The sequence below is a fragment of the Haloarcula sebkhae genome (assembly GCF_014647415.1).
GTDB classification, from domain to species: Archaea; Halobacteriota; Halobacteria; order Halobacteriales; family Haloarculaceae; genus Haloarcula; species Haloarcula sebkhae.
In genome coordinates, this window is sequence record NZ_BMPD01000011.1 from 20,712 (window position 1) to 35,511 (window position 14,800).

General features: G+C 53.3%; 15 protein-coding genes and 4 pseudogenes. 7 read left to right on the plus strand and 12 right to left on the minus strand.

What is annotated here, in order from left to right; genetic code table 11:
- Window positions 1–25 precede the first annotated feature (25 nt).
- The 3 genes and pseudogenes from IEY38_RS20220 to IEY38_RS20225 all read right to left on the minus strand — a co-directional run.
- Window positions 26–355, minus strand: a pseudogene (locus IEY38_RS20220) (radical SAM domain-containing protein); the annotation flags it as partial.
- A gap of 4 nt (window positions 356–359) precedes the next feature.
- A pseudogene (locus IEY38_RS21895) lies at window positions 360–587 on the minus strand (ATP-binding cassette domain-containing protein); the annotation flags it as partial.
- Window positions 588–670: 83 nt separating this feature from the next.
- A complete protein-coding gene (locus tag IEY38_RS20225) occupies window positions 671–2,875 on the minus strand; it encodes an ATP-binding protein (RefSeq protein WP_188980686.1) in 2,205 nt (734 codons plus the stop codon).
- A 354-nt stretch (window positions 2,876–3,229) separates the two neighbouring features.
- On the opposite strand from IEY38_RS20225, the gene IEY38_RS20230 reads away from it, so the two are divergent.
- Window positions 3,230–3,433, plus strand: coding sequence for a hypothetical protein (locus IEY38_RS20230; protein ID WP_188980688.1), 204 nt, complete (start codon window positions 3,230–3,232; stop codon window positions 3,431–3,433).
- Between the two features lie 93 nt (window positions 3,434–3,526).
- Here IEY38_RS20230 and IEY38_RS20235 read toward each other — a convergent pair whose 3' ends face one another.
- From IEY38_RS20235 to IEY38_RS20250, 4 genes are all read right to left on the minus strand, one after another.
- Complete coding sequence (locus IEY38_RS20235; RefSeq protein ID WP_188980690.1) at window positions 3,527–3,820, minus strand: HalOD1 output domain-containing protein; 294 nt, start codon at window positions 3,818–3,820, stop codon at window positions 3,527–3,529.
- Between the two features lie 177 nt (window positions 3,821–3,997).
- On the minus strand, window positions 3,998–4,411 hold the full coding sequence (locus IEY38_RS20240; RefSeq protein WP_188980691.1) for an amino acid permease: 414 nt from the start codon (window positions 4,409–4,411) through the stop codon (window positions 3,998–4,000).
- 68 nt (window positions 4,412–4,479) lie between these two features.
- The gene (locus IEY38_RS20245; RefSeq protein ID WP_229775404.1) at window positions 4,480–4,779 is read right to left on the minus strand and encodes a hypothetical protein; all 300 of its coding nucleotides are present in this window, start codon (window positions 4,777–4,779) and stop codon (window positions 4,480–4,482) included.
- Between the two features lie 7 nt (window positions 4,780–4,786).
- Window positions 4,787–4,957, minus strand: a complete 171-nt coding sequence (locus IEY38_RS20250; RefSeq protein ID WP_188980693.1) for a hypothetical protein — start codon at window positions 4,955–4,957, stop codon at window positions 4,787–4,789.
- Window positions 4,958–5,038: 81 nt separating this feature from the next.
- On the opposite strand from IEY38_RS20250, the gene IEY38_RS20255 reads away from it, so the two are divergent.
- The 3 genes from IEY38_RS20255 to IEY38_RS20265 all read left to right on the plus strand — a co-directional run bounded on the left by IEY38_RS20255 (window position 5,039) and on the right by IEY38_RS20265 (window position 7,949).
- On the plus strand, window positions 5,039–6,148 hold the full coding sequence (locus tag IEY38_RS20255; RefSeq protein ID WP_188980695.1) for a PDDEXK family nuclease: 1,110 nt from the start codon (window positions 5,039–5,041) through the stop codon (window positions 6,146–6,148).
- 226 nt (window positions 6,149–6,374) lie between these two features.
- Entirely contained in the window at window positions 6,375–6,794 is a 420-nt protein-coding gene (locus IEY38_RS20260; protein WP_188980697.1) for a competence protein CoiA family protein, read from the plus strand.
- A gap of 117 nt (window positions 6,795–6,911) precedes the next feature.
- The gene (locus IEY38_RS20265; RefSeq protein WP_229775405.1) at window positions 6,912–7,949 is read left to right on the plus strand and encodes an aldo/keto reductase; all 1,038 of its coding nucleotides are present in this window, start codon (window positions 6,912–6,914) and stop codon (window positions 7,947–7,949) included.
- Between the two features lie 1,043 nt (window positions 7,950–8,992).
- On the opposite strand, the pseudogene IEY38_RS21900 reads toward IEY38_RS20265, so the two are convergent.
- From IEY38_RS21900 to IEY38_RS21470, 5 genes and pseudogenes are all read right to left on the minus strand, one after another.
- Window positions 8,993–9,202, minus strand: a pseudogene (locus IEY38_RS21900) (radical SAM domain-containing protein); the annotation flags it as partial.
- Window positions 9,203–9,491: 289 nt separating this feature from the next.
- Window positions 9,492–9,743, minus strand: a complete 252-nt coding sequence (locus IEY38_RS20270) for a hypothetical protein (RefSeq protein ID WP_188980699.1) — start codon at window positions 9,741–9,743, stop codon at window positions 9,492–9,494.
- On the minus strand, window positions 9,740–10,033 hold the full coding sequence (locus IEY38_RS21465; RefSeq protein ID WP_229775406.1) for a hypothetical protein: 294 nt from the start codon (window positions 10,031–10,033) through the stop codon (window positions 9,740–9,742). The genes IEY38_RS20270 and IEY38_RS21465 overlap by 4 nt, the downstream gene beginning before the upstream one ends.
- Before the next feature lie 45 nt (window positions 10,034–10,078).
- On the minus strand, window positions 10,079–11,128 hold the full coding sequence (locus IEY38_RS20275; protein ID WP_188980701.1) for a sensor histidine kinase: 1,050 nt from the start codon (window positions 11,126–11,128) through the stop codon (window positions 10,079–10,081).
- 284 nt (window positions 11,129–11,412) lie between these two features.
- Window positions 11,413–11,616: pseudogene (locus tag IEY38_RS21470) on the minus strand (radical SAM domain-containing protein); the annotation flags it as partial.
- Between the two features lie 60 nt (window positions 11,617–11,676).
- Here IEY38_RS21470 and IEY38_RS20280 point away from each other — a divergent pair.
- The 3 genes from IEY38_RS20280 (at window position 11,677) to IEY38_RS20290 (ending at window position 14,647) form a co-directional block, all read left to right on the plus strand.
- The gene (locus IEY38_RS20280) at window positions 11,677–12,324 is read left to right on the plus strand and encodes an archaellin/type IV pilin N-terminal domain-containing protein (RefSeq protein ID WP_188980703.1); all 648 of its coding nucleotides are present in this window, start codon (window positions 11,677–11,679) and stop codon (window positions 12,322–12,324) included.
- 945 nt (window positions 12,325–13,269) lie between these two features.
- Window positions 13,270–13,800, plus strand: a complete 531-nt coding sequence (locus IEY38_RS20285; RefSeq protein WP_188980705.1) for a hypothetical protein — start codon at window positions 13,270–13,272, stop codon at window positions 13,798–13,800.
- Window positions 13,801–13,891: 91 nt separating this feature from the next.
- On the plus strand, window positions 13,892–14,647 hold the full coding sequence (locus tag IEY38_RS20290) for a DUF7537 family lipoprotein (RefSeq protein ID WP_188980707.1): 756 nt from the start codon (window positions 13,892–13,894) through the stop codon (window positions 14,645–14,647).
- Window positions 14,648–14,800: the final 153 nt, after the last annotated feature.

Genomic DNA, 14,800 nt, shown 5'->3' on the forward strand with positions numbered 1-14,800 from the left:
GGAAAGAGGAGGATGCGGCTGACTATTAAATGAGATGCTGTATAGAATCACTGTCCCGGGCTAACTCCGACTGCCCAGGCGAGGCGTCTGTATCGTGCTCGGAGAACGATTCCGGTGACACAGCCTGTCGCATCGCTTTGAGCTTCGACCGAAGTTGACCGCTTGTCGAACGTACCAACTCATCGTCGGGCCAAGAGTGTACTTCGAGTCCGTCAAAGCGCGTCGCAACTTGCCGGACCGTATTCAGTTGTTCGAGGACACACTCAACCCAGTACTGGTGGCTGTCCTGCATCTCTTGGAGTTCTGCAACCACGTCGTCGTAGCCGGCTTCTTTGGCGGCGGTGAGACACTGCTGGGAGGTCCACAGACAGTGCGCGCGCAAAACCGACTCGCTGTTTCATACCGCCTGAGAGTTCCTTCAGGCAGGCGTCAGCAAAATTAGACAATCCAATAACATTTAGCAGCCCTTGGACCCTATCTTGCCGCTCAGCATCTGGGACTCCCTGCCCCACCAACCCGAAGGTGACGTTTTCCTAAACTGTCAGCCACGGAACCAAGTGGTACGTCTGGAACACCGTCTCCCGATTCAGATCCACTAACACGGTGGTCAGTCGATACCGCAGCCCCATCTGAGGTTGTACTGTCAGTCATGATGGTCGGGACAGACGTGTCAGTGGTCAGTCTGGCTTTCAGCCTTGTCATCGACATTACTGCTTCCGCTGCCGTTGTCACCCCCGCCAGTATTGTTGCTCCAGTCGTTGTCAGCGTGAGGACCGCCACCGCCGCCATTGCTGTCATCCGTCTCATCGGTCTCTTCATTCTGGGGAGTTGGGAGTCGAATGTCAACAGAAGTTCCCCGAGCTGTCGCCACAGAAACCCTGCCATCGAGGTTTGTGATGATCCAATGAGCCAAGAACAGCCCGAGTCCTTGGCCATGGACAAGCGGGTCCTCTTCTCCAGTGGTCAGTACCTTTTGATCGGTCTCTGGGAGCCCCGGCCCATAGTCGCCGATCTTGATTAAAATCTGTTCATCAGTCACGGAGACATCAACATCAATAGTTGGTTCCGGGCCTGTGTGCTGTGCAGCGTTGTCAAGGATCTCCCAAAGCGCGGTTTTGATCCGTGGCTGCGTCTCCGCAATTGCGGTCTCTGGGATATCCATCGCCACTGATGCTTCAGGGTACTCTTCATTGAGTTGTGCAAGTAACTCGCTAACAACCGGCACGAGGTCAAGCGACTCTAGATTTGGTGACAATTCACGGTGAGATTCAATGCGGCGGGCCGACTCACTAAGATTGAGAAGGTGGTTACCGGCATCGAGGATGCGGTCTGCTTTTGATGCGCTGTTGCCCTCAAGGTCCGCTGCCAACATCTTAGCATGTCCATTGATTACGGTGAGCTTGTTACGCACGTTATGACGCAGGACACGGTTGATAACGCTGATTAGACCTTCGCGCTTACGACGATCACTCGCATCCCGTACCATCACTTGGGCACCAATAATATCTTCAGTGGTCCGTGCGTTTGACGCAACACTTGGCTCGTATATTGGCTCTGCTCGGATATCTGCATAGACCGTGTTACCGGATCGGGTTTCGATTGGGTGGCCACGGACTTGGATAGCTTCACCATTATTAATTATGCGATCGAGATAGTCACGTGCTTCTTTGACTGTTTGCTCGTTAGGTCCCAGTATCGAAATGGGTTCACCGTTGAGCATGTCCGGTCTGTAGCCGGTAAAGTCTTCAACAGACGGCGAAACAAAGCTGAACTTGGCTTCTGTATCAATCTGAAACACAAATGCAAAGCTCGCAGAAATAACAGCGCGATATAGCTCGTTTCGTTTGTTGAGTTCACGCTCCCGCTGGATCAGGTTGCGGCGCTGGCGCTCGGACTCCGTGACATCGGAAAGCCCGAGAATCCTGACTGTCGAGCCTCCAATCGTCATCGATCTAGGGGAGATGAGATAGTAGCGTGGTCCATCATCTCCATTACCTTCGACAATCTGATCAGTGTCTCCGTTTTCAGTGGCTGCGACTGTTGGAACTGTATCGTCGAGCTGCATGCCTGTCGCGCCATCGAGTTCCGGGAAAATATTCGCAGCCGCAGGTGAATAGGCCTGAATTCGATTCGTCTCGTCCAGCACTATCGTAGCTGCATCACCCTGAGCCGTGGTCCGAACTGCAAGGAACTGATCGCCGAAAATAAACAAGACCCCGACAGCAAAGATCGCAACCCCAACAGGGGCATAGATAAACTCGATTAATTCTGGGGTCGCTAGGGCAACGAGATCTATTGTAACGGGCAGAGCAAGCAACGCTGTCAGCACACCGAGTGGCGTCGTATCGTATCCTGACTCGACATACATTTCAAATATCATAAACAAGCCAATAGCTGCGAGAACGTACGAGAGGCTGGTCGATACCCAATGAATAAGTCCGTGCTCGATGGCTAAATACCGGAACGGTGTCGTTGCCTCGGTAGTGGTAAAGTATTGTTTGTGTATTGGATTCGTTAGCTTTAATGCGGTAATAGTGACGAAAATGGCGCCACTGAGGCGTCGGAGTGTCGAATTCTTGTGTAGTGTCCGACCAGTATAGGCAGACGCGAAGTATAGCCATGCCCAGACGGATCCAAACCCGGAAATAAGACCAATAGTATAGATTGCCGACTGCAACGAAATAGGGACAACAAAAAAGGCTGTTTTAAACAGCGCCCAGAGCCCAGTCAAGCTGAGCAATCCGACTAAACCGTACCTGACCTCAATGTCAGCGAACGTCCGTGCCCGAGGTAGAGATGCCAGACAGCCAACCCCAGTAAGAAGGAAAAGTCCAATATATCCGATGCCAGCGAAGGTGGTCCACGGCATCGACATAGTAACATCAAGTATAATACTCCCACACTAATAACAAGCTCGGAAAATGAGTGTTTATAGGTCTTGAAAAGGCGATTGAGCAGTAATATTAGACACTGCTGGCCACAGTATCATAAAAGATACTTGCTGAATAAGCGGGCGAAGACGAACTTCTATTACCGTCAGATTATGCTGGGGAGGTCAAAGACGGAGATATTCTACGCTCCTGACCGAAGCCGAGGAGTTTGACTTGCATAAGACAGAATTCAATTCCTTGGCTTCATCCTTCTAAACCGGTGAAAACAAACGAATTGGTTGCTCTTCAACAGAGCATATCCGAAAGGTATTGTCACTTACCGTTGATAGGACTCATCGATGCCCTCCACAAACAATCGACAACTGCTGGAAGTTTGCGCCGCGGGGATTGATTGGCTCGTGAAAATCGTCCTCGTCTATCGTTGGTACGTGGGTGACATCGAGACGAACACACCGGCCTGCTGGAGCGTATCCAGCGCCTGCCAGCGAGTCATCGGTGAGCGATCACTCCGTGATCTGCGTGGTGTGTTTGACGAGGACTAAGTAACCTCGATAAGCCGTCACGATCACGTATGCTCTTTGATACCTACAAACCGATGAGGGCAAGTAATTAAACCAGGCGGCTACAGCTCCTGTCTATTCGGAATGTAGCTGCCGTCGAGCTTCTATTGCTCCGTTTTGACGGATCCGGACCTCATACGTATCAACAGAGAAACGAACCTCGGTAAACTGTCGCCCTGCGACTGCTTGAAGCCCGTTGCAGAGCGACTCAGCGTCAACGTATTCATCCAGTACTGGTGCGTCATCAGTAGACAACTCATCCAGAACTTCTGCAAGCTCTACGATAAGCTCAGTGTCGCCATCCCAGTCATGAACTGCAAGCGTTTCCCAGTTCTGGGAAAATGATGCAGCAGCAGTACTCTCTGACATACCTTTACTCATGAACGTGCGTACATGAAAATATCGTCCAGAGTATCAGTAGTGATAACCAAGTAAAAATAAGTTAAATCAATTAGCAATAAGGTTGCATATTCAAAATCTCTCAATTACTTACCCTGCTGGGAGAACGCACTCGAAGCGGTTGTATCCGAGTAGCCACCGCAGGGGTCAGGTTAATAGCCAGAGCACGACAACCACGACGGTCGCGAAAGCGAGAATCGGGAGCAGGTACTGACGGAATAGGGCAACCGGTGCGAGAAGCGTTGCCCGAAGCGTGTGATAGACACGCCAAGCCGTCGCCGTGAGTCCAGAACCACCCGCGTCGCTGCGGTCCGACATCGTATCTTGCTGGCTGGTCTCGACCGAGCCATCAACAGCCACGTCAGGGCTGGACTCAAACCCGGGATCTGGCGTTGTTCCGTAGGTCAGTGTTTCTGCGTCGTCCAGTGCATCCGGACCCGTCGGTGAATTAGACTGAATATCGGACTCGGCGACAGGTTCGAAGGTGGTTGCGGTGCACTCACGGCACTCATCGGGGTTCTGTGTATGAACCGTCTCACACCGGGTGCACAGCCAGAACATCAAGTGCTGTATCGAGGCTTCTGTAAAAAATCTTGATGGTGTGACTACCGCCTCATCGACGCTTAGAGTTATAACAGAGCGTGGCTGCTATTCAGCTCATCAACTTTGCCGTCGCGTGCGGCAGCACCATCGTCGTGGATGAACCGCGTGAACTCGATCGTATCCATATCTTTGGGATCGTGGATAGCGAGCCAGCCACTCTCCGAGAGGACGAGCTTCAGGAGCCGGCCGTCGTACTTCAGATTCGTCAGACCCAGCTGAGTGTTCTCGTTGCTGTGAATGAACTCCGCCAGATCGGGCTCACTGTCGATGTCGCCATAGGCTGCGCCGCTATCAATTGGGCCGTCGCTTGCTCGGAACCAGCCCATCTCTGAGTCACCGCACCATCCAGGCCGCGGTCGAGACGGTTGACAGCGCCGTCGCGAGAACGAACTGAATACCAACCAGAACCTCGGCGCTGGGGTCGTACAGCTTCACGAGGCCGACGACCGCGAACAGGACCTGCGCGATGACGATGGTCGTGATGGCGAGGCGTCTGTTCCACAAACTCGCCTGCTACCCAAGATGTGGAGACAAAGGAAACGACTCGCCCCTGTTTTATCCCAGTAGGCCCAGTCTGATCCGAGGATGCGAATCTACCAGTTCGAAAATAATGACTCTCCTCAAACTACTACTGCGGCTGAACCAAACCCGATCATTCCTGCTGGTGAAGATAACGGAGAAGGAGAGGAGGCGTTAGAAGAGTGGCTGAACAATACTCCAGAAGCAATTCTTGATGAGCGGCTTCTCCTATTCGCTCGGCAACCAAGTTTGTCCACAGGGGTTCCTGATCTCTTAGGGCTCGATCGATATGGAAACGTGGTTGTCATCGAACTCAAATGTGGAGACTCTGGTTCTGGATCGGCTTCTGAGGGGAGCATCATCAGCCAACCTCAGCTCTACGCACAGGCGCTCGATCGATACGATTACAATGATCTTGACAATCTCTACGCCGAATTCCGGAGCCGAGAGTGGTCAGTACAGGATATCGTTGACGAGCATAGCTCTCTGTCGTCTGCCTTTAATGCCTTCTTTGAGACTGATTCCAAACCGTGGGAGCTGAACCAGACACAGCGACTTGTTATCGTTGCAGAATCGATCACGGGCCAAACGCGTGACTCCGCCCGATGGCTTCGGGATCGCGGCCTTGATTTGCAGTGTGTAGAGGTACAGCGGTTCCAGTTTCCATCTGGGGAGAGCGGCTTCGGGGCGGTCACTGTCATTGATTACGACGAATCACGTTCGAAAACGTCCGCTCCGTCAAAACCGGGTGATCGAGTATTCTCTACAAATGTGTTCACGAGAGCATTTCCAGATATCCAAGATTTGCTCTCTGTTCAGAGCATCGATCCAGTCCTTGGTAACCTCTCGACGAACTACCCATATCTTGAAACGAGGGCCGATACTCACCCGGGTGGAGTCCGGTATGCATTACGCGTGAATCCCTACGATGATCAAGAGGTCAAGGTCGCAATCGATTCATCTGGTGATAGTGAAGCCGTTGAGAGTCTTCGAGAGCACAGCAGTGAGTTCGAGCATAACGGGTTCACGGTGAGTTCTAGAACGGCCATGCGGATTGTCGTTGATACGTGGGAGATTGAGGGTGTCGAAGCCCTCCGAGACGATACGTTCATCCATCGAGTCGCAGAGCGCTACGCTGAACTGGTCAAGATAGGACATCAGGTACTCTCAACATAGTGGGTTGTACACAGCTACGGGCGTTCACAGGGGACATTATTCCATCTGTCTGTGGTTGATGTCTCAGACTCGTGCGAAGCCAGTCAGCACACGCACATAGGGTACCACCGACAAAGCCGGTTGTTCACCCGATGGCAGACCTAGACCGCGATTCTATTGTACCGGGTAACTGGTTGTCTATCAGACGAGAAAACACAGTTACGGTGGGGCATAATTGCAACGAGCAATGCCCTTCATCGCGGTTGACCCTGTTGACAACCGACCTCGGATTCCAGTCGGTGTCGGTGACGATGAGGAGGTTCAGTGCCCTGTTTGTGAAGATATCCTCCGCGTTCGGGACGGAGACAGCATAGCCCGCCATTTCTATTATCCACCAGACTCAGAGTGCTCCGGGGAGTCGCCGCTCCATCTTCTGATGAAATCAATCGCGGTCGACAAAGTTCAAAAGAAGCACCCAGACGCGACGGTTCACGTGGAATTTGTAACCCATGAAGTGCCTCGACGTGCGGATGTCTTTGTGGAGTTCGAGCAACCGAAGCAGCCACTTGGCAGTGGCACCGCGGTTGAGGTCCAGCATCAAAACGAACAAAAGGACTTCGTCGAGACGACTGCCAGCTATCTTGACGGAGGGTGCAGTGTTATCTAGCTGTTCAAGAAGAACTACGTCGACACACATCGCTACACAGAATCCAGAAGCCGACGAGCATGGAAACGACTTCGCAAGAGCAGCACAGTTATCTTGGCGGCAGGTGTAGTCGCCACCATGTCGGAAATGCGCTACCGACTTCTCGGGAACAGTGGCCTGCGGGTGAGCGAGTACTGCCTCGGAACGATGACGTTCGGCGAGGATTGGGGCTGGGGAACTGCGGAGGAGGGTGCCCGCAAGATGCTTGACCGCTTTGCCGACGCCGGCGGAAACTTCATCGACACCGCGAACAACTATACGGACGGCTCCAGCGAGCGCATGCTTGGCGAACTGCTGGAGGGCCGCCGTGACGAATTCGTGCTGGCGACGAAGTTCACCTCCGCGACCCGCCCCGGCGACCCGAACGCCTGCGGCAACGGGCGCAAGAACATGGCCCAGGCCGTGGAGGCCTCGCTCGACCGGCTTCAGACCGACTACATCGACCTGCTTTGGGTCCACGCCTACGACGGGATGACCCCTATCGAGGAGACGATGCGCGGTCTCGACGACCTCGTCTCGCGTGGCCTGGTCCACCACGTCGGCCTCTCGGACTATCCGGCGTGGGCGGCCTCGCGCGCGGTGACGCTCGCCGAGGAGCGCGGCTACGTCATGCCGTGCGCGCTCCAGATTAAGTACACCCTCACCGAGCGCACGCCCGAACGCGAACTACTCCCACTGGCGCGGGAACTCGGCCTCGGCGTGACTCCGTGGTCGCCGCTCGATAGCGGTGCCCTCACCGGGAAGTACCTCGAGGAGGACGCCGAGGGACGCCTCTCCGCGACGGGGCGAGAGATGAGCGACGAACAGGAGCGGGTAGCCCGGGCGGTCGTCGAGGTGGCCGACGAGGCCGCCTGCTCGCCCGCGCAGGTCGTGTTCGCGTGGCTAAACGCCCGCGAGAACGACACGGGTATCCAGTTCACTCCCATCGTCGGGGCGACCACGCCCGAGCAATTGACGGACAACCTCGGCGCGCTGGACGTGACGCTTGCCGATGAGCACCTCGAACGACTGAACGAGGTGAGTGCGGTCGACATGGGGTTCCCCGGGGAGTTCCTGAACTCGGAGAATATCGACGACATCGTCCATAACGGGATGCGAGACCGGATTGATAAGTGAATAATTCTGGCGACTGGACGACAATACACCTTAGAAACCGGATACGCGGCGATTTAATGTGATCTGAACGCTCTTGTGGCCACTTAATGGAGCGTATATTCTTTTCGGGTTTTCTCCTTGAATTTACCCCAACCCCGGTTTATACCGGTGAAAAGATCAACTCACCCGCGATCATGGTGGCTGAAGCCCTACTCGTTTCAGGACTTGGCTCATTGTTGGCTGGCACAGTTTGTGGACCGTCTGCTGTTCCGACACCATTTCACTCTGTATATTCTATCTTCGACGGAACGCCTTCTGTGTCTCGAAGCACAGCGTCGATCGCCGGGACAGTGACTATGGACATTGTGGAGTTTAGCTAAGGATTATTTATCAATCGCTACGGCGGCGTCCCCATAATCCACCGATGGCGAGTACGGCTCCCGCAAGTCCGCTGAGAGAACCAGCGACAACAGATACCGGGTTCATCGCAATGACAACCTCAACCCGAAGGATTGACTCGTTATAGCTGACAAAGTACGAATTCACGATATCGTTTCGATAATTGAAGTGGGTCCCACTATCGGATGCTCCACGGTCTGCGTACGTCAATTGCGATGACTGACTGGCACGTGTGATGGCCGTCTGTTCTGGTGCTGAGAGATTTGAGAATGCGATAGGGTCAATTTCGGACGCAGAATATGACTCCACCGCAGTTGCCATTGCTTCTCTATTCGGTTCCTGGGCAGCTATCGAAGTCGTGTATGCTGGATAGCCCACATAAACTAATCCAGCACCTGCTATCAGGAAGATGACGCCAATGTACAGAACTACCTGAGACCGATCTAATGGAGGGGTGCCCATGTAATATCGAATGAGTTGATATTTTACTTATGGGTTATGTATCGTAGCTCGGCTCCTGCTTGCGCTAAATGCAACTCACTGGTTGACCAGCGAAGAAATCGGGATTGTTGAGGCAACAGTTGAGGAGTGGTGCTTAGCACTTAGCGTACTCTTCAGTTACGGCCGCTTGTCGTTCCACTGAGGCGGGTAACGGATTTTCTCGGCTACATGAGTCTCCGAATCTGCTCAGATTCTTCTGCTAACACTGCCTGAGTAGATGATTCTCGATAATCCTGTCCAGAAAACAACTCTGGTGACACGGCCTGTTGCATCGCCTTGAGTTTCGACCGGAGTTGGCCGCTTGTCGAACGCACCAGCTCATCGTCAGGCCAGGAATGTACGTCGAGTCCGTCGAAACGCGTTGCACAACGCCGGTCGGCAGGAGCGACTTCAACCGCTCAAGTCCGTCTGAAACCCAAACGAGACGACCAGTGGCGGTGACGGTGGCGGCGGCTTCAACCGCTCAAGGGTCCGTCTGAAACTAGACCCACGACGCGATTTTGCCATCCTCCGGGTCGCTTCAACCGCTCAAGGGTCCGTCTGAAACCATGCCCAGTTTCCGGGACACAGCCTATCTCTAGGCCGGTTTCACTTCACTATTTTCGTCGACCGCCAATACCCCCTGAACCCCCTGGGGGTCGACGAAAATATGATACTATTATCCTACACCGTCGCCGCCACGTGCTGATACTCCGCTTGCGACGGCGTCGGCTGCAACGTCAACCCCGCCAGCGCCAGCTCACGTAACACCTCCGGCGGCACACCCTCCGAACCACGCAGCACATCACTCAACGTCCATTCACCGTACTGACTCGCACTCGGCGCAAGCACGTCTACCGATTCAGTCGCCACCTCCTCTTGAATTGCTCTCGCAGCACGCCGAACACGCTTGCGCTCTTCCACAGTGCAGCTCATGCTTCCACCGCCCGAACGAGATCACCGACCAGTGACCCACCAACGTGCGGCCCGATGTCCCAGCCACGCTCACCACGCGTGTATTCGCACCACTGTGAAAGCGTTTCAAAGGGCGTCTCTGCCAACACAACTTTCTCTGGCTCACCGTCACTCTCGACTATAGCCACGGCGAATTCATAGCTGTCCCAGTAGTGTGCGGCACCCTCGCTGTCAACGCCGAGAAAGAGCGGTCGCCCTTGGGTGAGTAGTTCGCGTGCGGGACAGTCCAGTACAGGTAAGAGATGTAGCACGGTTTTTAAGTCAATACATGTTGTCCAGAGTGCAACTACGTTTCGTTACGTGACGTTAGTGATCTCAAAACGGGCTCCCCCTTCTGCCCCAGTCATGGTTGTAATATTCCAGCCATGGGCGGAAATAACCTCCTCTACGATTGCTAATCCAAGCCCTGTTCCAGTTGCTGCAGTCGTCATCCCCCAGTCAAAAACTTCATCGGCGGTATCCTCGGGAAATCCAATTCCGTTATCCTCGATATAAAACCCTGAATGCCCGAGGCGACCTACTTTGACCACCGTTAACTGGTCACCACCATGGTCTATCGCATTCCGAAACAAATTTTCAAACGCCTGTCTAACCCGTGGTTCATCCACTTCGACCGTCATCAAACCTTCTATCTGGAATTCAACATTATTCGTTTCAACAGTCTCCCACGCCGAGCGTGCAACCGAATCAAGCGCGACTGATGTCGTATCCGCTGTGAGTTGCGTCTGCTGAGTCAGGGCAAGTGTGTCTGTAATTATGTTCTCGATTCGATCAAGGGATCGGTCAATCGCCGCGATGTGCTCTGATTCTGTTGACTTTTTGAGGATATCGAGACGCCCTTGTGCGACGTTTAGCGGATTTCGCAGATCATGGGATAGAACACCTGATAATCGGGTTAATCGTTCGTTTGTCTGTTCTAACTCTGCATTGTGTGCCTGAATCTGACGGTGTTGCTGTCGAAATTGGAGATACAGTGTGGTGAGAATACCGTTTCCTACGATCCCAATTGAGACACCATTGAGGTAGACAGGGAAGTAACTGCCTATCAACCCATTTTCAATGTTTACAATAAGAAGAATCCAAGAAGTAATAGCAGTGAATAAAATACTACCCGCAATGAAGCCCAACGCTGCGAGGATTCGCTTCTGAGCATCAAAATCAAACATCCGGTTTTGTGATATCCACCAACCGAATCCGATTATGAAGATACCTGAGAAGAGTGGCAGCATGAGTTCCACATCATCAACGGCGAGTGGGTGATCATCAAAAGTAGAAAACCACATAGTAATGACCAATAAGAGACCACCAACTCCCTCAATAGACCATCTTGAAACTTGAGACAACATCTGCTGCTAGGTTGTAATGTCTGGGCCGAAAGTATGTAGCTATTCTGGCCGTCTATCGAGATTCTAACTGTAGATTTAATAGAAAAGTTTGGCACCAACCATGGCAAATTAGTCATGCAGTCAGCACGCTTACCGAGCAGTCGTTCCTAGGAAGAAAACGAGAAATAAATGGCTGGCAGGAAGCGGGTACATACTCGTGTGTGTCTCATGCATGTGCTCAATATGGAAGGGACCGTGACCGTATGCGAAGTGTAAACTGCCCATGACACAGTATCGTGGGTACGTTAGATAAGATGGCTAAGAGACTCGGTTTCGTTGGCTAAGCCTGATTGCTCCGATGATGGAGCGGCCTGCTTCCCGGAGAACGACTCTGGTGACACAGCCTGTTGGATCGCCGTGAGCTTCGACCGAAGTTGGCCGCTCGTCGAGCGTACCAACTCATCGTCAGGCCAGGAATGCACGTCGAGCCCGTCGAAGCGCGTCGAAATTATCACGTGTGAAAATGCTGTGAGAAACATTATATACTGCTCTCATTTGCTTAATATTACATGGAATGCGCATACGGCGCGGGCCCGGACGGTTCTCGTGGACAGGTTGGTATCGGCACGCTCATCGTTTTCATTGCGATGGTCCTCGTTGCAGCAATCGCGGCCGGCGTTCTGATCAATACGGCCGGATTTCTTCAATCAAGCGCCGAACGGACAGGGCAACAGAGCTCTGACCAAGTCACCAATCGGCTACAGGAAGCCTCTACAACCGGACAGGTAGGTACTGTGAGCGGCGAAGACCGTGTTGGCGTCGTGAACATCAGCGTGAGTCGAGCGCCGGGCGCCGGCAACATCGATCTGTCTGAGACGACTATCCAATGGGTCGATTCGTCAGGCTCGTACAGTCTGGTCCATCAGAGCCAATCGGGTGGCGTCGCCGACGGAACGTTCGGAACGACGATAATCCAAGACGGCGACGGCTCGCAGCCAGTCTTGAACGACCGCGCCGACCGACTCAAAATAACACTTGACGTCGGAGCCGCCCCGTTCGATGTTAGCGTCGGTGGAACTAACATAGACAGCTTCGGTAACTCGCTCGCAGAGGGTAACTCGGCGACGATACGAATTACCACTCCGACTGGTGGAACCACCGAGATTCAACTAACTGTTCCACAGACCCTCAGTGGGTCAAGTTCAGTCTCGCTGTGAAGTAACAGTTTGCCGGCACAATTGTAACTGATATCACAGCCGCGCTCGCTAGAGGTGTAATCGCACCACTCAGCAAGCGGCTCGAAAGGCTTCTCCGATAATTCCACTTTCTCAGCGTCGCCATTGGTTGCCACAACGGCCACGGCAAACTCGTAACGGTCCCAGTAGTTAGTCCAAGCAATCAGTGCACCGACCAGCACCGGGAGGCGATGGCTCCCCGCAATCTATGCATGCATCAGTTGCGGCGTGATTCTTTGCACCCGATTCAAGATACTCCTTAAGTGTTTTCCATACCCGCTGAATCATATCTAGAATCTAGTGCTCAAGCCATATAAACCCAATATTCGAGGAGTTAGTGTATACCGCTATGGAGTAGTATGTATCATACCAGCTCCTGTGCAACTGTGCCAAAATGTAAAATATCGGGTGGACCGAACTGACAGGCAGGAGGCGACATCTGACCGAGCTGCTGTAATGCCTGTTCTCACCGTATACAGACAGTGTAGACTGCCCAACGATGAAATCTGGATTGTCGAGGCCAGAGTAGTCTACTGGCCCGTAAGCAACTACAATACTGCTGCAATAGCCCCAGCAGTCAGGCAGTTGACTGTATATGATATACAGGTCAGGCGTTTGGGTGCGGGCTGTAGTGTAAATCGTCTAGCTCACTGCACACTTCTTGGAGGTTTACGTCCCTGTCTAAGCGGGGATACGGTCGTCTTGAAAACTGGTCTGTTCGAAGAGCTTAGAGACACAGCGGCTCAACAAAATTCAGTGAGTTCCGAGAAATCGCTCTAATGTGTATTGTTTATAACATCAAACCTGCTGTGAAACAGTAAATGCAACCGCTCTATGGCGATTCAACATAGCCCAGACGAATAAATTCTCGTTACCGGGTCTTGTCTGAACCCTGGGATTTAACCCGTTTTTTCACAACAGGATAGTATGGCGACTGAGACGCAGGCACGTGACGGAATCGTGTTGGATACTAAAGTGATCGCTCAAGCAATCAAATACTACGCTATCATCGGGGCCGGCCTCGGGGTTCTTGGGGTCGTCCTCTTACTCCAACTTGGCGCTGGTGAGGAAGGCGGCGGGATCATTGGGGGCATCCTTTCGATGGTCGTCTTGGCATTTGCTGTCCTGAGCGGCCCGGTTATTGCAGCGTTCATCGGCTATGCCACTGCCGGAATGGGAATTGGGGATATTCGGACCCGAGCAGTAAACAGCGGCATTGCAAACGGCATTGGTTTCGCGATTTTTGGAATCATTGTCGCCGCAATCCTCTGGGGCGGTCTTGCTGTGCTTATGGGTAGCGGTGGTGACGGTGGTGCAGCCAGCGGTGGTGGTGGCAGCTCCGGGCCAATCGAGATTACCAAACTCATCACGCTCATTATCCTGATGATGATCCCAAATTCGCTTGTCGGTGGTGCCATTACCTTCTTTCTCGGAGGGCGAGGGCGAGCCTCGCCATAGCGAGTCTGCACACGCACAAGCTGCAGGACGAGAGACTGCGTCGGGGCATGCGTCGTCCGGTGGCGGCATTAGCCGACGCACAATTGGTGCCGTGATTATCATCGGCCTCTTCGTGTTCATCGGGGGCATGGTCGTGTCTGGGGCCCTGCCCGGGCTGGATGGGACTCCACTTGCTGGGACAAGTGACCCAGCTGCGGAAGGTGGTGTTCCCGATGAAGCATTCGGGCCTGAGGTCAATTCGACAGCGTTGCGCCAGGCACACGCTGACCGACTCAACGAAGCTGGCTCGTTCACATTTACTGAGGAATATAGCGCCGAAAGTACCAGTGCGGACGGCCCATCAAGTGATGAAACGCTTACTGCCACATTCGATCTCGAAAACGAACAGTCACTGATTGAAATCTCGACTGCGGACTTCCGGCGGGCCGCATATGGAACAGGTACTGAAAGTTACGAACGGATTGAGCTGCCCTCGCAAGAACCACAGTATCGAGTTCCTGACCGAGATATCGGACCTGACCCATACCTCGATTCAGGGCTTCTAGGCGAGTTGGAGACAATGGAGACGGAGCATCAAGAGACCGAGACCGGCCACGTGTATACGGCGAGTGGTGTTGATGCCGTCTCAGACGGGTTCCTTGACGCAGATGTGGACTCATTCCGATCGTTCGAATTTGAGGCTGTCGTGACCGATCAAGGCGTTCTCAAGGAATTCTCGTATCGAGTTGTGCTTGAGGATGGCGGTGAGGTAATCACCGTGACACGATCGGGCGAAATCACAGATATCGGATCCACTGAAGTGCGCGAACCAGGATGGCTTGATGATGCCCGTACGGCCACGAACTAACAGCTAATCTACAGCCGTATTCTCGGCAGCACTGTTTTCGGCGGCTTGGCTAACCCGAATTAGCTCTGCTGTGTGATTGTGTATTGGTATTCACGGCCCTGTTGACATTCCCAACCCGCGACAACTCTTGAAAGACGTACTGACTACAGGATG